The sequence below is a fragment of the Synechococcus sp. CC9605 genome, assembly GCF_000012625.1.
In the GTDB taxonomy this organism is placed as follows: Bacteria; Cyanobacteriota; Cyanobacteriia; order PCC-6307; family Cyanobiaceae; genus Parasynechococcus.
The window spans coordinates 1,780,555-1,798,262 of sequence record NC_007516.1; the positions used below are offsets into that span (position 1 = coordinate 1,780,555).

General features: G+C 61.0%; 15 protein-coding genes. 9 read left to right on the forward strand and 6 right to left on the reverse strand.

Features of this window, described 5'->3' with window-relative positions; translation table 11 throughout:
- Positions 1–9 precede the first annotated feature (9 nt).
- Both SYNCC9605_RS09820 and SYNCC9605_RS09825 read left to right on the forward strand, forming a co-directional pair.
- A complete protein-coding gene (locus SYNCC9605_RS09820; RefSeq protein ID WP_374699865.1) occupies positions 10–1,254 on the forward strand; it encodes an MFS transporter in 1,245 nt (414 codons plus the stop codon).
- A 324-nt stretch (positions 1,255–1,578) separates the two neighbouring features.
- Positions 1,579–2,169 (forward strand): hypothetical protein, encoded by a 591-nt coding sequence (locus SYNCC9605_RS09825; protein ID WP_011364913.1) that lies wholly within the window; start codon positions 1,579–1,581, stop codon positions 2,167–2,169.
- A gap of 12 nt (positions 2,170–2,181) precedes the next feature.
- On the opposite strand, the gene ychF is transcribed toward SYNCC9605_RS09825, so the two are convergent.
- Entirely contained in the window at positions 2,182–3,273 is a 1,092-nt protein-coding gene (gene ychF, locus SYNCC9605_RS09830; RefSeq protein ID WP_011364914.1) for a redox-regulated ATPase YchF, read from the reverse strand.
- Positions 3,274–3,324: 51 nt separating this feature from the next.
- On the opposite strand from ychF, the gene SYNCC9605_RS09835 reads away from it, so the two are divergent.
- From SYNCC9605_RS09835 to SYNCC9605_RS09850, 4 genes are read left to right on the forward strand one after another with little or no spacing between them, the layout of a single operon-like run.
- Positions 3,325–4,491 (forward strand): efflux RND transporter periplasmic adaptor subunit, encoded by a 1,167-nt coding sequence (locus SYNCC9605_RS09835; RefSeq protein WP_011364915.1) that lies wholly within the window; start codon positions 3,325–3,327, stop codon positions 4,489–4,491.
- 24 nt (positions 4,492–4,515) lie between these two features.
- Positions 4,516–7,476: a DNA polymerase I gene (gene polA, locus SYNCC9605_RS09840; RefSeq protein ID WP_011364916.1), complete on the forward strand. Its 2,961-nt coding sequence runs from the start codon at positions 4,516–4,518 to the stop codon at positions 7,474–7,476.
- A gap of 46 nt (positions 7,477–7,522) precedes the next feature.
- A complete protein-coding gene (gene cysS, locus SYNCC9605_RS09845; RefSeq protein WP_011364917.1) occupies positions 7,523–9,004 on the forward strand; it encodes a cysteine--tRNA ligase in 1,482 nt (493 codons plus the stop codon).
- A gap of 20 nt (positions 9,005–9,024) precedes the next feature.
- Positions 9,025–9,267: a hypothetical protein gene (locus SYNCC9605_RS09850; RefSeq protein ID WP_011364918.1), complete on the forward strand. Its 243-nt coding sequence runs from the start codon at positions 9,025–9,027 to the stop codon at positions 9,265–9,267.
- A 21-nt stretch (positions 9,268–9,288) separates the two neighbouring features.
- On the opposite strand, the gene SYNCC9605_RS09855 is transcribed toward SYNCC9605_RS09850, so the two are convergent.
- Positions 9,289–10,608, reverse strand: a complete 1,320-nt coding sequence (locus SYNCC9605_RS09855; protein WP_011364919.1) for a sodium-dependent transporter — start codon at positions 10,606–10,608, stop codon at positions 9,289–9,291.
- Between the two features lie 79 nt (positions 10,609–10,687).
- Here SYNCC9605_RS09855 and SYNCC9605_RS09860 point away from each other — a divergent pair, with 79 nt between their 5' ends.
- From SYNCC9605_RS09860 to SYNCC9605_RS09870, 3 genes are all read left to right on the forward strand, one after another.
- On the forward strand, positions 10,688–11,935 hold the full coding sequence (locus SYNCC9605_RS09860) for a 1-deoxy-D-xylulose-5-phosphate reductoisomerase (RefSeq protein WP_011364920.1): 1,248 nt from the start codon (positions 10,688–10,690) through the stop codon (positions 11,933–11,935).
- A 2-nt stretch (positions 11,936–11,937) separates the two neighbouring features.
- Positions 11,938–12,300, forward strand: a complete 363-nt coding sequence (locus SYNCC9605_RS09865) for a (2Fe-2S) ferredoxin domain-containing protein (protein WP_011364921.1) — start codon at positions 11,938–11,940, stop codon at positions 12,298–12,300.
- Positions 12,301–12,671: 371 nt separating this feature from the next.
- Positions 12,672–13,667 carry a fatty acid desaturase gene (locus tag SYNCC9605_RS09870; protein ID WP_257929140.1) on the forward strand — a complete coding sequence of 332 codons (996 nt, stop codon included), beginning with the start codon at positions 12,672–12,674 and terminating at the stop codon, positions 13,665–13,667.
- A 35-nt stretch (positions 13,668–13,702) separates the two neighbouring features.
- On the opposite strand, the gene SYNCC9605_RS09875 is transcribed toward SYNCC9605_RS09870, so the two are convergent.
- The 4 genes from SYNCC9605_RS09875 to SYNCC9605_RS09890 are packed head-to-tail and all read right to left on the reverse strand — an operon-like array spanning position 13,703 to position 17,599.
- Positions 13,703–14,722, reverse strand: coding sequence for an alpha/beta fold hydrolase (locus SYNCC9605_RS09875; protein ID WP_011364923.1), 1,020 nt, complete (start codon positions 14,720–14,722; stop codon positions 13,703–13,705).
- An 11-nt stretch (positions 14,723–14,733) separates the two neighbouring features.
- Entirely contained in the window at positions 14,734–16,155 is a 1,422-nt protein-coding gene (locus SYNCC9605_RS09880; protein ID WP_011364924.1) for an NAD(P)(+) transhydrogenase (Re/Si-specific) subunit beta, read from the reverse strand.
- A complete protein-coding gene (locus SYNCC9605_RS09885) occupies positions 16,155–16,451 on the reverse strand; it encodes an NAD(P) transhydrogenase subunit alpha (protein ID WP_011364925.1) in 297 nt (98 codons plus the stop codon). The genes SYNCC9605_RS09880 and SYNCC9605_RS09885 overlap by 1 nt, the downstream gene beginning before the upstream one ends.
- Positions 16,451–17,599, reverse strand: coding sequence for a Re/Si-specific NAD(P)(+) transhydrogenase subunit alpha (locus tag SYNCC9605_RS09890; RefSeq protein ID WP_011364926.1), 1,149 nt, complete (start codon positions 17,597–17,599; stop codon positions 16,451–16,453). The genes SYNCC9605_RS09885 and SYNCC9605_RS09890 overlap by 1 nt, the downstream gene beginning before the upstream one ends.
- Positions 17,600–17,708 lie beyond the last annotated feature (109 nt).

Consider the following 17,708-nt stretch of genomic DNA (forward strand, 5'->3'; position numbering starts at 1 on the left):
GTCACCCGACTGAGGTTTCTGGCGTCCATCGGAGCCGGCGGGGTGATCTTCATGACGCCGCTGATCTTTCATGCGATTGACTTCTCGGCGCGTGAAGTGGGCAGCGGCTTAGCCGTCTCCGCCCTGATCGGCACGGTGGTGCGTCTGCTGAGCGGTGCACTGCTCGATCGGGGCGTCCGCTGCTCCTGGCCTGTCAGGGGCACAACCCTGTTGGCCATTGCGGCCGATTTGATCCTGCTGCAGGCCGACAACTACAACAGCTACCTGTTCGGACAACTGCTGCTGGGCTGTGCGGCAGGTCTGTACTGGCCTGCCATCGAATTGGCCGTTCCCTTGAGTTGCGGCGACCTTCCTTCAGGCCGGGGCTATGCCCTGGTGCGCAGTGCCGATGCTCTCGGTATTGGCATTGGCACGCTGATCGGAACCGCAGCCGCCACGCTGGGAATGCTGCGAACGGTGTACAGCGTTGAAGCGCTCTGCATGGCCGCCGTTCTGGTGCTGATCAGCCTTGTTCCACTCCAGGACGGCCCTCCATACCGCAACCTCAGCAGAAATATCCCCGATCCGGATGGTCCACGGTCAACGGCCCGGCTGCCTTGGTTGCTGCCCCTGCTGCCGGTGCTGCTGATAAGTGTGGTGGCTACCGGGATACTGGCCCTCCAACAGAGTGCGCTTCCCTTGGATCTGGTGCGCGGCGGGCTGTTGCGACCGGCACTGAGCGAAAGCCACAGCAGCGCATTGATCTCCCTTCAGCTGACCTTGCTGGTGAGCCTGCAGTGGCCGGTGGGCCGTTGGCTGGCGGAGCGCAGCGTTGCCTTCGGGCTTGGCCTGAGCCTGGCGGGATTCAGTCTGGGCTGCGCTTTGATTGCCCTGTCATCCCTGTTCGAGAACGGAACGATCCTGGTGCTGGCAGCTTTGCTGCCGATGGCCTTCGCCCAGGCCGCTTTCTTACCCACGGCCACAGAAGCCGTCATTGAAGAAACACCACCGGAACACCGTGGTTTGGCGATGGCGCTGTTTTCCCAGTGCTTCGCCATCAGCGCCATCGTGGCGCCCCTCGCCGGAGGAGCCCTGCTGGACCTTCAGAACAATGGCCTGCTGCTCTGGCTGTTGATGGGTGGGGGGTGCCTGGTTGTGCTCCCGACCCTACGCAGCCTCAAGCCGCGTTACGGCATCGATGGCACGATTGCTCAAACAAGCCGTTCAACGCACAATTCACAAACCAACAACACATTGGCAGCCAATTCCAGATAAGCCTTGAATCAAAGTCGCAAGCCAACAGCAAAAAAAGACTTCGAGAATTAAAAGACTACAGCAGCAACACAACATTAAAGGCCGGCTAAATACTTTTGACCATTTTCACGAACCGAAACAGCGACAACCTCTACCACCGCCATGCATCAGCCCAAAAACAAAGAAAACATCAGAATGGTCTCACCGAGCAAACAAAATGGACAGAAATACATGAATTCGACAAATCAATCCAGACTCGGCCTCCAACTCCCGATTGTCCCTTTGAAAGCACCCTTAACTTGCCCAAAGAGCATTGACTCAAGTAGGGTCTAAATCTGATTGGCCATGGATCAGATGAAAGTAATGATCGGAAAAGATCTCGTGATTGTTGCCGGCCCTTCAGCATCCGGAAAGTCACACTTGATTCGACAGCTAACGACCAAAAGAAAGAATAAATTCAGAGACAAGGTTTACTGTCAGCTCGGCATCAATCCCCAGGAGCCAAGGTCGCACATCAGCATTGGAGCTTTAACCAAACTTGATAGCAAGCCTGGGCATTCACGCAAATTAATCAAGGAACTGATTTTCATCCATTTCGACATAACCAGCCGCCACCAGAGCGACAAACAACATTTGCTCAAATCAATCGCACATAGCTGCAGAAGCATCAAAGTCGTCACCCTAAAAACACCCTTTGACGTCTGGCATCAACGCATGCGACAACGCATTGACGTTAACCCAACAAAAAACCCATCGAACATTGCGGATGACATCTACAGACTATCGCGATTTTCCCGCTATTTCGCGAGGTGGCGCTACGAATCAGTCTATAAGAAATGGGAGAAACTGATTCAAAATATTGACCTTGATGCTCAGCTCATCGTGAAAAATGAAGAGATGCCTTTCAAGCCCAGAAAAAAGAAATCTATCGATTAAATCAAGATCACATCAAACGTTGAACAAAAATTCCATCACGTCTCCCTCATCGACCACATACTCTTTCCCTTCACTGCGCAGCCAACCCTTGTTGCGGGCTTCCGACAGTGAGCCGGCTTCCAGCAGCTTCTCCCAACCGATGGTCTGAGCGCGGATGAAGCCCCGTTCGAAATCGGTGTGGATCACACCGGCAGCCTGCGGAGCGGTCATCCCGGCCTTGAACGTCCAGGCCCTTGTCTCCTTTTCACCGGTGGTGAAGTAGGTGCGCATCCCCAGCAATCGATAGGTGGCCCGAATCAGGCTCTGCAAACCCCCTTCCTTCACTCCGAGACCTTCCAAATAGTCCGCGGTTTCCTCATCTCCGAGCTCCACCAGCTCCGCTTCCACCTGGGCAGAAATCCGCACCGTTTCGGCACCTTCCTTGGCAGCGAGTTCAACCACCTCGGTGCAGAAGGCATTGCCCTCGGCCAGGTCGTCCTCACTCACATTGGTGGCGTAGATGATCGGCTTGGCGGTCAAGAGCCCCAAGGGCTTGATCATCACCGCTTCTTCATCGTTCAGATCGACGCTGCGAGCCGCACCACCATTCTCGAGCACCGCCTGAATCCGTTCAAGGGCAGCGTCTTCCACCTGTGCCTCCTTGCTGGTACGCATTTGCTTTTTCAGACGCTCCCGGCGCTTCTCGATCTGTGCCAGGTCCGCAAGACCCAGCTCCAGATTGATCACCTCTGCATCCCTTGACGGACCCACGGATCCTGAAACGTGGATGACGTCATCGTCCTCGAAGCAGCGGATTACGTGAACGATTGCGTCCACCTCGCGGATGTTGGCGAGAAACTTGTTGCCCAGGCCTTCGCCCTGGCTGGCGCCTTTCACTAGACCAGCAATGTCCACAAACCCCATTCGGGTCGGAATGGTGTCCTTGCTTTTGCTCAGTTCTGTGAGCCGGTCCAGTCGCTCATCAGGCACCGCCACGGTGCCGACGTTGGGCTCGATCGTGCAGAACGGGAAATTGGCAGCCTGCGCCTGCGCGTTGGCAACCAACGCATTGAACAAGGTGGACTTGCCCACGTTGGGCAATCCGACAATTCCAGCTTTGAGCATCGGCGGAATCTACCGGCCAGCGGCGAGACTGTCGTGAAGTTTTGTGGGCCCATGCTGCAGTCCTTGCGCTCCCCTGCGTCCCCATCGCCTGAAGCAGAGCTGGCCTCAGTGGCGAAGGCACAATCCAAACGACCCAAAGCCGCGATGGTCGGATTGCTGGTGTTGGTCCTGTGCGGTGGTGGGCTACTGCTGCGTTTCGGACCCTGGAGCAACCGCCAACGGGATCTGACACCCTTCACCACCACTGCAGAACGTGGCGTTCTCTCTGGGGTGATCACCGCCAGCGGCGAACTGCAGGCCCAGCAGAAGGTGAACGTGAGTCCGCGCAAGCAAGGTCTGCTGGCTGAGCTGAAGGTGGATGAAGGAGATGTGGTGGAGAACGGACAGGTTCTGGCCTTGATGAATCGTGGCGATCTCGATGATCGGCTGCAGGAGAAGCGGGCTCTGCTGCGCCAGGCCGAAGCCAATTATCAGAACAAGCGGGAGGATTTCGAACGACGCAGCCAGCTGTATGCCAGCGGCGCGCTCAGCGCTGACGACTTCAGTGATGCGCGCTTCGAGATGCTGGCTGGGCAAGCGGGCCTCGTTGCAGCCCGGGAACGGGTGGAGCAACTGGAACAGGAGAGTCGAGAAAAGACGATCCGCGCCCCCTTCTCAGGAACGATCACAGCGCGCTACGCCGAACCGGGGTCGTTTGTGACCCCCACCACTGCCGCCTCGGCCACGGCCGGTGCCACAAGCTCTTCGATCGTTGAACTCTCGCAAGCCCTGGAGGTGAGGGCCCGCGTTCCGGAAAGCGACATCGGCCGCATCGCGACCGGCCAGAAGGCCGAAATCCGGGTAGATGCCTATCCCGATGAGCGCTTCCAGGCAAGGGTGAATGAAATTGCCCCCCGCGCAGCCAAAGAGAACAGCGTCACCTCCTTCGAAGTGAAGCTGAACTTCGTCAACCCGCAAAACAAATTGAAGATCGGCATGACTGCCGACATCAATTTCCTAACCGGGCGTAGTGACCCCAAAATCCTTGTGCCCACGGTGGCGATCACCCTGGAGGACGGCCAACAGGGTGTGTTGCTGGTGGATGAGAACCAGCAACCACGTTTCCAGCCGGTGGAACTGGGCAACAGCAGCGGCGACCAGACTGCGATCCTGAACGGTCTCGAATCAGGAACTCGCGTGTTCATCGATCTGCCCCCCTGGGCAGACCCGCGCGATTGATCCAACCACGTTTTCAACACCGTTATGCCTGAGGCCACCGCCAAGCCACTTCTGCTGCTTGTGGATGGCCATTCCCTGGCATTCCGCAGCTTTTACGCCTTCAGCAAGGGTGGAGAAGGGGGTCTGGCCACCAAAGACGGCCGGCCCACCAGCGTGACCTACGGCTTTCTCAAAGCCCTGCTGGACAACAGCAAAACCCTGCAGCCAGAAGGCGTTGCCATTGCCTTCGACACAGCCGAGCCCACCTTTCGCCACAAGGCAGACGCCAACTACAAGGCCCACCGGGATGTGGCCCCTGAGGTGTTCTTTCAGGACCTTGAGCAGCTGCAGCAGATCCTCGAAACGCACCTGCAGCTCCCTCTCTGCATGGCCCCCGGCTTCGAAGCCGACGATGTGCTGGGAACCCTGGCGAACCGAGCGGCCGACTCGGGATGGGGCGTACGAATCCTTTCGGGAGACCGCGACCTTTTCCAGCTGGTGGATGACAGCCGCGACATCGCGGTGCTTTACATGGGTGGAGGCCCCTACGCCAAAAGCAGTGGCCCAACACTGATCCGCGAAGAAGGGGTGCTCGGCAAGCTCGGCGTGATACCCGACAAGGTGGTGGACCTCAAGGCCCTCACCGGTGACAGCTCCGACAACATCCCCGGCGTGCGTGGTGTTGGCCCCAAAACAGCAATCAACCTGCTGAAAGACAACAGCGATCTCGACGCGGTGTACGCCACCCTTGAGGAAGTGGAAGCCGAAGGGCCGAAAGCCAGCCGGGGCGCCATCAAAGGAGCTCTGAAAGAGAAGCTGCGCGCCGACCGCGACAACGCTTACCTCTCGCGCAAGCTGGCCGAGATTCTCGTGGATGTTCCCCTGCCCAAGGAACCCAGCCTGCCGTTGTCGTCGGTGGATGCTGATGGCCTGAGCAGCTGCCTGGAAGACCTCGAGCTCAACAGCCTGCTGCGCCAGGTGGGGGGCTTTGTGGCGGCCTTTTCCGAAGGGGGCTACGGGGCCAATGCAGAGGCCGCTGCAGCCAAGCCCCCCCACCGCTCAGCCACCACAGAACCGGCAGCTGCCGAAACCGCAACCGAACCGGTCACCAACGACGACGTGGGGGTGCCGGCCCTGAAACCGAAGCTGATCCAGACCGAAACGGCCCTGGACGCCCTGGTGCAGAGGCTGATGGCCTGCACCGACAGCAGCCTGCCTGTGGCCTTCGACACCGAGACCACCGACCTCAACCCGTTCCGCGCCGAACTGGTGGGCATCGGCATCTGCTGGGGAGAGGACCTGGACGCACTTGCCTACATCCCGCTGGGCCACAAAGGCAGCGAAGACAGCATCCCGGAGCAGCTGTCCTTGGAAACCGTGCTCACCGCCCTCGCCCCTTGGCTGGCCAGCAGCAACCACCCCAAGACCCTTCAGAACGCCAAGTACGACCGCCTGATCCTGCTGCGGCATGGCATTGCCCTCGAGGGGGTCGTGATCGACACACTGCTGGCTGATTACCTGCGGGATGCCTCGGCCAAGCATGGTCTGGAGCTCATGGCGGAGCGGGAATTCGGCTTCCAGCCCACCTCATTCACCGATCTGGTGGGCAAGAAACAAACCTTCGCCGACGTGCCGCTGGAGCCCGCCAGCCTGTATTGCGGCATGGATGTGCACGTCACCCGGCGCCTCGCCCTGCTGCTGCGCCATCAGCTGGAGACCATGGGCCCGCAGCTGCTGCCGCTGCTGGAGCAGGTGGAGCAGCCACTGGAACCAGTGCTGGCCCGGATGGAATCCACCGGCATCCGCATTGATGTGCCCTATCTCCAGGGCCTTTCCGAAGAAATGGGCTCCACCCTTCAACAGCTGGAGTCCGACGCCAAAGCGGCCGCAGGAGTGGACTTCAACCTGGCCTCACCCAAGCAACTCGGAGAGCTCCTGTTCGACACCCTCGGCCTGGATCGCAAGAAATCCCGGCGCACCAAAACTGGCTTCAGCACCGACGCCACCGTGCTGGAGAAACTCGGCAACGACCACCCGGTGGTGCCTCTGGTGCTGGACCACCGGGTGCTCAGCAAGCTCAAGAGCACGTACATCGACGCCTTGCCGCAGCTGGTGGAGGCGGAAACCGGGCGAGTCCACACCGATTTCAACCAGGCGGTTACGGCAACGGGTCGGCTGAGCAGCAGCAACCCCAACCTGCAGAACATTCCGGTGCGCACCGAATACAGCCGTCGGATCCGCAAGGCCTTCCTGCCTCAGGAAGGCTGGACCCTGCTCAGCGCTGATTACTCACAGATCGAGCTGCGCATCCTCACCCACCTCTCGGGCGAAAAGGTGCTGCAGGAGGCCTACCGCGGCGGCGATGACGTGCACGCGCTGACCGCCAGGCTGCTGCTGGACAAGGACGAGGTCAGTCCGGACGAGCGTCGGCTGGGCAAAACGATCAACTTCGGTGTGATCTATGGCATGGGAGCCCAGCGCTTCGCCCGGGAAACCGGCGTAAGCCAAAGCGAAGCCAAGGAGTTCCTGGTCAAGTACAAGCAGCGCTACCCGAAGGTGTTCGCCTTTCTCGAGCTGCAGGAGCGGCTCGCCCTCAGCCGCGGTTACGTGGAAACGATTCTCGGCCGCCGGCGGCCGTTCCACTTCGATCGCAACGGCCTGGGGCGGCTGCTGGGCAAGGACCCCTTGGAGATCGACCTGGATGTGGCCCGCCGCGGTGGCATGGAGGCGCAGCAACTGCGGGCAGCTGCCAATGCCCCGATTCAGGGGTCGAGTGCCGACATCATCAAAGTGGCGATGGTGCAGCTGCAAGACGCCCTGCTGCGTCAGGGCCTACCGGCCCAGCTGCTGCTGCAGGTGCACGACGAACTAGTGCTCGAAGTGGCGCCGGACGCCCTCGAGACCACCCGAGACCTGGTGGTGCGAACCATGGAACAGGCCTTTGAACTGAGTGTTCCCCTAGTGGTGGAGACCGGCGTCGGCGCGAACTGGATGGAGGCGAAATAAGCGCAGCCGAACAGGCCGTAGCCTCATCCTGAGCTCCTGATCAGCTGTGTCCTTGCGCTTCACCAACAGCCTCACCAGCCGCACCGAAGCGTTCGAGCCCCTCACCGAGGGCAAAGCCAGCATCTATTGCTGCGGCGTGACGGTCTATGACCTCTGCCACCTTGGCCATGCCCGCAGCTACATCAACTGGGATGTGCTGCGCCGTTATCTGATCTGGCGCGGGTACGACGTCACTTACATCCAGAACTACACCGACATCGACGACAAGATCCTCAACCGAGCCAATGAGGAGGGCATCACGATGCAGGCGGTGAGCGAACGCAATATCGAAGCGTTCGAGGTCGACATGGGGCGTCTGAATATTCTCCCGGCCGACCGAATGCCTCGGGCCACCGGCTGCATTGAAGGCATTCAGACACTGATTAGCGAACTGGAATCCAAAGGAGCCGCCTACAGCTCAGATGGTGATGTGTACTTCGACATTTCGAAGGCGAAGAATTACGGCAAGCTCAGCGGCCGCGACCCCGACGACCAGCAGCAGGGAGCCAGCGGTCGAACCGCTGATGGAGAGGAAAGCCGCAAGCGTCATCCCTTTGATTTTGCGCTCTGGAAGGGGGCCAAAGCCGGAGAACCCAGCTGGGAATCCCCCTGGGGACCAGGCCGCCCGGGCTGGCACATTGAATGCTCAGCGATGGTGCGCCAGGAACTGGGGCAAACCATTGACATTCACCTCGGTGGCGGAGATCTGGTGTTCCCGCACCACGAAAACGAGATTGCTCAATCGGAAACCGCAAACGGCACAACCCTGGCGAAGCTATGGATGCACAACGGCATGGTCAATGTCGGTGGCACCAAGATGTCCAAATCGCTCGGCAACTTCACAACCATCCGCGCCTTGCTGGACAGTGGAATCTCGCCGATGACCCTGCGCCTGTTTGTGCTGCAGGCCCACTACCGCAAACCGCTTGATTTCACCGCCGAGGCCCTTGAGGCCGCAGCCACAGGCTGGAAGGGGCTGAATGCAGCCCTGAGCCTTGGCGGTCGCCATGGCGAGAGCCTCGGCTGGAGCACGGCCGCACCGCTCGCAGAGGGCGCCATGAACGCCGATGGAGGTCCAGCTGACACCGCTCTGGTGGAGCTCGAACAACGCTTCATCAGCGCCATGGACGATGACCTCAACAGCTCGGGCGGACTGGCCGTTCTGTTCGATCTGGCCAAGCCCCTACGGTCCCTCGCCAACCGGCTGGAACGGGGGGAAGACGCCGCCCTGCCTGAGCTGGAGTTGAAGGGTCTGGAGGGTCGTTGGCAGCTGCTGCGACACCTGGCGGCGGTGCTGGGACTGCGCTCGGAAGCGGAAGCCGCCCCCAGCCTCGACGACGGCGCCATTGATGTGGCTATCGCTGCGCGCAAGGCGGCGAAAGCGGCGAAGGATTTCGCGGAGGCCGACCGGATCCGGGATGAGCTCGCCGCCCAAGGGGTGGAGCTGATCGACAAACCCGGCGGGGTGACGGAGTGGATTCGCGCCTGATCCCGGCAGACTGAACTCCAATGCTGTCGCTCCCCATGCTCTGGCTGAAGAAGCTGAACTTCATGGAAACCGCCAAGCTCGAGATGGAGCTGATGAAGGCCCTGGATGCCGGCGAGGATCTTGAGGCGAAGCTCGCGGCTCAGAAGCAATTGGCCGCGTCCACGGGCGATGCGGAGCAAGCCTGGAAAGCGGAGGTGTGGGACAAGATGCTGAAGAGGATCCGCAAGATGGAATCCATGCTCAATTCTTCGGATCAGCCTTAGGCACATGCCAGGAGAATCCCCTCAGCTGGGGATCAGATCAACCACGCTGATCACCAGACCAACAGCGATCACCGGCGGCGAAATCCAGCGCAGCATCACCAGCAGAAAGCGCTGCAGCCAGATCGGGCTCCCCGAATGGCTTAGCTCCTCCTGAAAACGGGCGGGGAGCACCCAACCCAGCAACAGCGCCAGGAGCAGGCCCCCCAGAATCAGCAGCAGGCCCCCAAACACGGAATCCATCCAGCCGAGAACCTCCATTGAGGTGGCCGCCGGAAGACCGGCCACAAAGATCAACGCCGTGGACACCCAGACGGCCCGGGACCGGCTCCACCCCAGGCGATCGATAAAACAGGCCACCGGTACCTCGAGCAGCGACACCGCTGATGTGATCGCTGCAATCAGGGCCAGAGCAAAAAAGAGCACCGCCACCAGCTGACCTGTGGCGCCCAGTGAACCCAGGCCTGTGGGCAGCGCGATGAAGATCGTGCCCAGGGTGGAGCCACTGATCACATCCTGGAGGCCAAAGCTCATCACCACGGGGAAGGTGACCATGCCGGCCAGCAAGCCCACAGCGGTGTCCATCCCCACCACCGCCACGGCTTCCCGCGGCAGGTGGGCGCGACGGCTCAGGTAGGCCGAGTAGGCTAGGATGCTGCCGATGCCCGTTCCAATCGAGAAGAAGGCCTGGGTGAAGGCATTTCGAATCGTGGTGGGGTCCTGCAGCTGGCTGTTGTCCCAGCGGAGCAGGAAGGTGCGATAGCCCTCCGAGGCCCCATCAAGACCAGCAGCCCAAACCGCAAGGCCAATCAGCAGCACAAACAACAGCGGCAGCCCCCAACGGGACAACCGCTCAATGCCTCCGCGCACGCCGGCCGCCACCACAGCAGCAGTCGCCACCAGGCTGAGCAGCTGGCCGATCAAAGCTGAGCGGCCGCCACTGAGGCCGGCGAAAAAGGCTTCCGCTGAAGAGATATCCGCCGGGAGCCCCTGGGTGAGGGTCTGCACCAGCGTGGCCCCGGTCCATCCCATCAACACGGCATAGAAGGCCAGGATTCCACTGGCCGCCAGCACGAACAGCCAACCCATCGGCTGCCAACGGCGACCGGCTGCCGCAACTGGCGCAAGCAGGGGGCTTTGGCCAGTGCTGCGCCCCAGCACCATTTCAGCCACCAGCACCGGCAGGCAGACCAACAGCACAATCAACACGTAGAGCAGCAGGAAGGCGCCGCCACCTCCCTGGGAGGCGCGGTAGGCAAAGCCCCAGAGATTGCCCAGACCCACGGCACTGCCTGCAGCCGCCAGGACAAACCCCAGGCCCGATCGCCACTGTTCCTTCGCCATGCGCTCTCCACAAGCTGTCCGCCAGCTTGCCAGCGTTCAACGGTCCTGGTGGGAGACTTGTCGCAACTGCCGGAACAGCATGAAAGCCATCAGCGTGCTGGGATCCACCGGTTCGATCGGCACCCAGACCCTCCAGATCGCTGAGGAGTTTCCGGAGCAGTTCCGCGTTGTAGCCCTCACGGCCGGCCGCAACCTGAAGCTTTTGGTTGAACAAGTTCAGAGGCATCGCCCTGAGGTGGTGGCCCTGGCGGATTCCGATCTCCTGCCTGAACTGCAGGAGCGGCTGAAGGATGCCGGCGTCACAGGCGCCGATGCACCCCAGTTGGTGGGAGGTGCTGACGGTCTCAACGTTGCTGCCGCCTGGGACAGCGCCGACCTGGTGGTGACGGGCATTGTTGGTTGCGCCGGTCTGTTGCCGACCCTGGCGGCGATCCGCGCTGGCAAGGACCTCGCTCTGGCGAACAAGGAAACCCTGATTGCGGCCGGCCCCGTGGTGCTGCCGGAACTGAAGAAGAGCGGCAGCCGTCTGCTGCCGGCGGATTCGGAACACTCAGCCATTTTCCAGTGCCTGCAGGGAACCCCCTGGGCTGAAAACGCACGGCTCTCCACCGGCGTACCCACACCGGGGCTGCGCCGGATTCAGCTCACAGCCTCCGGCGGCGCATTCCGCGACTGGACGGCCGCCGACCTTGAGAAGGCCACCGTGGCCGATGCCACCAGTCATCCCAACTGGAGCATGGGCCGCAAGATCACCGTGGATTCCGCCTCCTTGATGAACAAGGGGCTGGAGGTAATCGAAGCCCACTACCTGTTCGGCCTGGATTACGACCACATCGAGATCGTGATCCATCCCCAGAGCATCATCCATTCGATGATCGAACTGGCGGATTCGTCCGTGCTGGCCCAACTGGGCTGGCCCGACATGAAGCTGCCAATCCTTTACTGCCTCAGCTGGCCCTCACGCCTGGAGACGCCATGGCGGCGACTGGATCTCACGGAAGTGGGTCAGCTCAGCTTCCGGGCCCCCGATCCCGCCAAGTACCCCTGCATGGAGCTGGCCTACGCCGCTGGAAGCGCCGGCGGCACCATGCCCGCAGTAATGAATGCTGCCAACGAGGAAGCTGTGGCGCAGTTCCTCGAGGAAAAGATTCACTTCCTCGACATCCCCACAGTGATCGAGGCCGCCTGCGAGCGCCATAAACCCGATCTGATGGCCCAGCCCCAGTTGGACGACGTGCTGCGGGTGGATCAGTGGGCGCGAACCGCCGTGCGGGAACAGGTGAACCGCGGTGTGACCCGTCTGCCCATGGGAGCCATCGCCGCTTAGGCATGCAACGGGTCAGCCATCATCTCCTGCTCTGCGCAACCGCCACCAAAGCCAAATGCTGCGATTCAGCGCTTGGGGCACAAACCTGGAATGCACTGAAGAGCATTGTTCGTGAACTGGATCTCGAAAATGCAGCACGCCCCGAGGGGATTGTTCTGCGCAGCAAAGCCGATTGCCTCAGGGTGTGCGAACGAGGGCCGATTCTTCTGGTCTGGCCAGACGGAATTTGGTATTCCGATGTTTCGCCAGATCGCGTCAAAAGAATCATAGAACAACACATCATCGGCCAACAACCTGTCGATGAATGGATTCTCAAAAGAACACCCTTCGAGGCAATCAATGGCGTCCCTTCAGCAGAAATTTGACCCCAAAAAAACTCAGGAAAAGATTAGCGAAAAGCTCAAATCACTAATGAAGAACAGGATCCGAAGCAAAAAGAGTTTGAAATTCAGCCGGAATTCCCAACAACAAAATCCGAACAATTGCGATAGGGCTCTGCAGCACCATCCCCCACAGCTCGCAGGTCAAGCAATTATGATGAAATGCTTAAGCGCCAACTGATGAGCGCTTGTCTTGAGGCTTCCATTTGGCATTTGCAACAGCGAAACGACCCGCAAATCCAGCCCCTGAAGACAGCGCTGAATCAATCTCCTACCCCAGCAAAGCTGAGCTGCTCAGCGCCTTGCCAGCAGAGCTCTCCAAGCTGAGCCCAGCGAAATCGTGGGCGAGCCTGGCCATGTCTGCAAGCCTTTCGCTTCTGGCCGTCGGCCTGGGAACACTCATTCCGCTCTCGGCAGCCGCCACCCCTCTCTGGCTCCTCTACGGCGTGATCACCGGCACCATCGCGATGGGCTGCTGGGTGATCGCCCATGAATGCGGCCATCACGCCTTCCACCCCAACCGCCAGATTGAAGGCGTTGTGGGATTTGTGTTGCACAGCATTTTGCTGGTGCCGTATTACAGCTGGGCCCACAGCCACGCGGTACACCACGCCCACTGCAATCACCTGGAACAGGGAGAAACCCATGTTCCGCCGCGGGCAACATCGCCGATGGGGCGAACCACCGAACAGCTCAAGCAGAGGTTGAATCCCACCCTTTTCGGGATCATTTCCCTGTTCAATCACCTCGTGATTGGCTGGCAGCTTTATATCTTCCTGGGCGCCACCGGCGGCGAGGACTACGACTCCCCCACCTCTCACTTTTGGAATCGCAAGCATAATTTCAACGGCAAACGCCGCCTTTTCCCGCATTCATTCGGCAAGTGGATGCTGCGATCCAACCTGGGATTGCTCGCCATGGTTGCCCTGTTGATCACCGCCTCAGTGCAGTTTTCACTGCTCCGTGTGCTGTGCGTCTACGGCCTGCCCTACCTGGTGATCAACATGTGGCTGACGACCTATACCTGGTTGCAGCACACCAACAACGATATCCCTCACTTCTCCAACGAAACCTGGACTTGGTCGAAGGGAGCCTTGCAAACGGTTGATCGTCCCTACGGGCCCATCCTCAACCTGCTGCACCATGGAATCGGCTCAACCCACGTGTGCCATCACGTCAATTCGTCGATTCCGCATTACAACGCCTGGCGTGGAACTCAACTGCTCAGGCAGAGGTTTCCTGAGCTGGTGCGCTACGACTCCACACCGATCTACAAGGCGCTGTGGAGGATCTCCACACGATGCGGTGGTGCTGTATATCAGAACCCAAGCGATCGAGCCTTTTACTACTGAAAAGCGAGAAGCCTGCAGCCAGAAGGAACAGCTGCTTAGCCAGCAACAACGTCCCTGAGCCAGGCCGCCGCCAGCTGGTCGCCCCAGCAGCCGTCACGGCCATGGAAACCGTTGTGCCCTCCCCGTGGAGTGAACAACGTGCGAATCACAGCCTCCGGCGGCAGCGCCTCTGCGAGATCCATCGCGGAGGCGGCAGGAACCCAGGGATCATCCAGAGCCTGCAACAGCAAGGTGGGTGGCATCGCTTTGCAGGCGGGCACCAGATGCTGCAGGGGTGAAGCCACGCGGTAGTAGGCCTCTACATCCGCAAACCCCCAGCGGGGAGCCGTCACGGCACTATCGAACTCACGAATCGAACGGGGGGGCGTCGCCTGCAGCTTGGCTTCCTCGTCAGCGTTCACCCCAAAGGGATCCGCCAGGGTCTGACGCACCAACCGCTTGAGCAGCCAGCGTTGGTAGACCCGATTGCGCAGTCGCTCGATCGAGGCGCTGCAGGCGGCCAGATCCAAGGGACTGCTGGCACAGAAGAGGCCATCAAGCACGCCGGGGGACGCCAGAGCGGCATTGAGCAGCATCGTGCCGCCCAGGGAGATGCCGGCCCCCAGCAGTGGACAACCCGCCGCCAAGCTTCGGGCCCGAGCAATCACCGGCAGCAGATCACTGTTGCAGCGCGCTGCATAGGTGCCACCCGCGAGGTGGCGGCCCGGATCAGCACCGCGCAGGTTGAGGCGCAGCACCGCAAAACCAGCGGTCTGGAGCGCCACACCCATCCGCCTCAGGCCTTCTCGGGAACTGGATCCCCCCAGACCATGGAGCAGCAGAACCAAGCCCTTGGGGTCCCCTTCCGGCTGATCGAGCAGGGCCAGCAACGACCCGGCAGCTGCCGCTCCACTGGGCAGGGCTGGCACGGGAATTTCAATCGGAACACCTTGATCGTGGGGAAGATCCACCTCACGCAGGGTGTCGCGCAGGGTTTGCAGGTCACCACCAATCCAGGGCCAGCGCTGCTCAAACGACGGAACCCCCAGCCGCTGCAACAGCTGGGGGTTATCCACGCCACGCCCAATCACTTCTTGCCCAGGCCCAGATCCTTCAGTTCCACCAGGAGATCGCCCAGCACCTTCTTGGCATCACCAAACAGCATTGAGGTGTTGGCTAGCTCGAACAGATCGTTCTTGATGCCGGAGTAACCAGCGCTCATGCCCCGTTTCACCACGAACACCGTGCGGGCGTCCTGCACATCCAGAACGGGCATGCCGTAGAGCGGCGAATTGGGGTCGCTCTTGGCCTGGGGATTGACCACATCATTTGCCCCCAGCACCAACACCACATCGGTGGCGGGGAACTCGGGGTTGATCTGATCCATCTCCTGAAGCTGCTCATAGGGCACATCGGCCTCAGCCAGGAGCACGTTCATGTGACCCGGCATACGGCCGGCCACCGGGTGAATGGCATAGGCCACATCAATGCCAGCACTCTCCAGCACCCGAGTCACTTCCCTGAGCGTGTGTTGCGCCTGAGCCACGGCCAAGCCATAGCCCGGAACAATCACCACCCGTTCAGCTGCCTCGAGGGTGAGGGCGCATTCCTCAACACTGCAGCTGGTGATGTTGGTGTATTCACCGCCGCCACCACCTGCAGCGCTCGTGGCACCCAGGGCGCCACCGAACAGCACAGACACCAGGGAACGGTTCATGCCGTTGCACATCACCTGGGTGAGGATCAGGCCGGCAGCACCAACCATGGCGCCGGCCACGATCAGCAACTGGCTGCCCACCACGAAACCGGCAGCGGCAGCAGCCACACCGGAATAGCTGTTCAGCAGGGAGATCACCACGGGCATGTCGGCGCCGCCGATCGGCAGCGTCACCCCGATCCCCAGCAGGCCGGAGGCCGCCACCAGCAGCCAGAGGCCCGTGCTCGAATCAGCGTTGCGCAGCATTTCAACGGCACCCACCAGGGATGCCACCGCCAGCGCGATGTTCACGGCATGGCGCGCCTTGCTCTGCATCCAGGCCGGCGTGGACAGCCAACCCTGCAGCTTGGCCATGGCCACGATCGAGCCGGTGAAGGTGATCGCACCAACGAAAACGGAGACAACGATCGACACCACTGCCACGGGGCCTGCCGCATCGAGGGCCGCCGGATAAAGCGCAGCAGCCAGGGCCACCAGCAGTGACGACATGCCACCGCAGCCGTTGAAAAGGGCGACCGTCTCCGGCATCGAGGTCATCGGCACCCGCTGGGCGGTGATAGCGCCGAGCACACCACCCACCAACGTTCCGGAAATGATCCAGGTCCAGGCGGCGATGCTGATGCCGCTGGTGCCCAGGTAGTTGATCAGCAGACCCAGCACCGCAAGGCCCATGGCCACAGCGGCCAGCTGGTTGGCGCCCCTCGCGGAACGCACCTTGGAGAGACCTTTGATGCCGAGAGCCAGCAGCAGAACCGCAACCAGCTCGATCGCGTATTTGAGAAAGTCAGACATCAGCGGTTCTCCTTGCGAGCAGGCTTGCGGCTGAACATGGCCAGCATGCGATCGGTCACAAGGAAGCCCCCGATCACGTTGAACAGGGCAAAGCCCAGCGAGACGGAACCGAGCAGCAACAGCACGGTGTTGTCGCCGGCTTTGATGATGGCGGTGAGCGCTGCCAACACGGTGATGCCCGAGATGGCGTTGGCACCACTCATCAAGGGAGTGTGCAGGGTGGGGGGAACCTTGCCGATCAGCTCCAGCCCAAGCAGGCTGCCAAGCAGGAGAACCCAGAGGAATTCAACAAACATCAGTTGGCACCTGGGGTAAGAACATCGCCACGACGGATGGTGCCGTCCTGGGCGATCAGACAGCCGGCGATCAGTTCATCCTCGAGATCAATGCTGAGGACGCCGTCCTTCAAGGTGGGCTCCAGCAGAGCCACTAGGTTGCGGGCGTAAAGCGCACTGGCGTGATTGGGAACGCTGCAGGGCAGGTCATTACCACCGATCAGCTTCACGCCCTTGCGATCCACGGTCTGGCCAGGAACGGTGTCGGCACAGTTGCCGCCCTGGGCCACGGCCAGATCCACCACCACCGCGCCGGGGCGCATCCGATCGAGCATGTCTTCGCTGATCAAACGCGGAGCGCGGCGGCCAGGCACCTGGGCGGTGCAGATGGCCACGTCGGCCTCGGCCAGCTGATCCGACAGCTGCTGACGCTGGGCCGCCAGGAAGGCGTCGGAGGCCTGTTTGGCATAGCCACCAGATTCCGAGGGCTTGTCCTCCATCTCGGGGGGCTCAATGAAGCGGGCTCCAAGCGATTCCACCTGCTCCTTCACCGCAGGTCTGATATCACTGACGTACACCACAGCACCCAGACGACGCGCTGTGGCCACGGCCTGAAGGCCGGCCACACCGGCTCCAAGAATCACCACCTTGGCAGGCTGAACGGTGCCCGCTGCCGTCATCAGCATCGGGAAATAACGGTCCAGCGCGGCGGAGGCAAGCAGCACCGACTTGTATCCGGCGATGTTGGCCTGGGAGGAGAGCGCATCAGCAGACTGGGCCCGGCTGATCCGGGGCAGCAGCTCGAGCGCCATGGCAGAAAGCCCGCTGCGCTTAAGGGCGGCCGTCAGCTCTTCGTTGGCATAAGGAGAAAGCAGACCCACCACCAGCGCTCCCTGGCGCAGTCGGGCCAGGGTGGCTGCCCTCGGCGATTGGACACAGAGCAGAACATCCGCCTGACTCCACGCCGACGAATCTCCCGTCCCAATGAGATCCGCGCCCTGCTCGGCGTAGGCCTCATTGAGGTATCCGGAGGGGGTACCGGCTCCGTGTTCGACTGCGACGCTGCAGCCCAACGAAATAAATTTCTTGACCGTGTCCGGTGTTGCCGCGACGCGGTTTTCTCCCGGCGTCGACTCCACCGGTATAAGAAGTCTGGGCAAGGCGAACACAACCACCGACCCGGCCAAGGGTAGAAGGTCGCCTTCTCGAGATCGAGGAAACTTCCTGAAGAACGTACAGAACTTCTGTCGTTCTTGCTACGTAAAGTGGACCCTCTGT

What these genes read in the sequence shown, in the direction of transcription:
- SYNCC9605_RS09825 (WP_011364913.1), top strand. Translation starts at nt 1,579, where the DNA reads ATGGATCAGATGAAAGTAATGATCGGAAAAGATCTCGTGATTGTTGCC.
- ychF (WP_011364914.1), bottom strand. Translation starts at nt 3,273, where the DNA reads ATGCTCAAAGCTGGAATTGTCGGATTGCCCAACGTGGGCAAGTCCACC.
- SYNCC9605_RS09835 (WP_011364915.1), top strand. Translation starts at nt 3,325, where the DNA reads ATGCTGCAGTCCTTGCGCTCCCCTGCGTCCCCATCGCCTGAAGCAGAG.
- polA (WP_011364916.1), top strand. Translation starts at nt 4,516, where the DNA reads ATGCCTGAGGCCACCGCCAAGCCACTTCTGCTGCTTGTGGATGGCCAT.
- SYNCC9605_RS09850 (WP_011364918.1), top strand. Translation starts at nt 9,025, where the DNA reads ATGCTGTCGCTCCCCATGCTCTGGCTGAAGAAGCTGAACTTCATGGAA.
- SYNCC9605_RS09855 (WP_011364919.1), bottom strand. Translation starts at nt 10,608, where the DNA reads ATGGCGAAGGAACAGTGGCGATCGGGCCTGGGGTTTGTCCTGGCGGCT.
- SYNCC9605_RS09860 (WP_011364920.1), top strand. Translation starts at nt 10,688, where the DNA reads ATGAAAGCCATCAGCGTGCTGGGATCCACCGGTTCGATCGGCACCCAG.
- SYNCC9605_RS09865 (WP_011364921.1), top strand. Translation starts at nt 11,938, where the DNA reads ATGCAACGGGTCAGCCATCATCTCCTGCTCTGCGCAACCGCCACCAAA.
- SYNCC9605_RS09870 (WP_257929140.1), top strand. Translation starts at nt 12,672, where the DNA reads ATGTCTGCAAGCCTTTCGCTTCTGGCCGTCGGCCTGGGAACACTCATT.
- SYNCC9605_RS09880 (WP_011364924.1), bottom strand. Translation starts at nt 16,155, where the DNA reads ATGTCTGACTTTCTCAAATACGCGATCGAGCTGGTTGCGGTTCTGCTG.
- SYNCC9605_RS09885 (WP_011364925.1), bottom strand. Translation starts at nt 16,451, where the DNA reads ATGTTTGTTGAATTCCTCTGGGTTCTCCTGCTTGGCAGCCTGCTTGGG.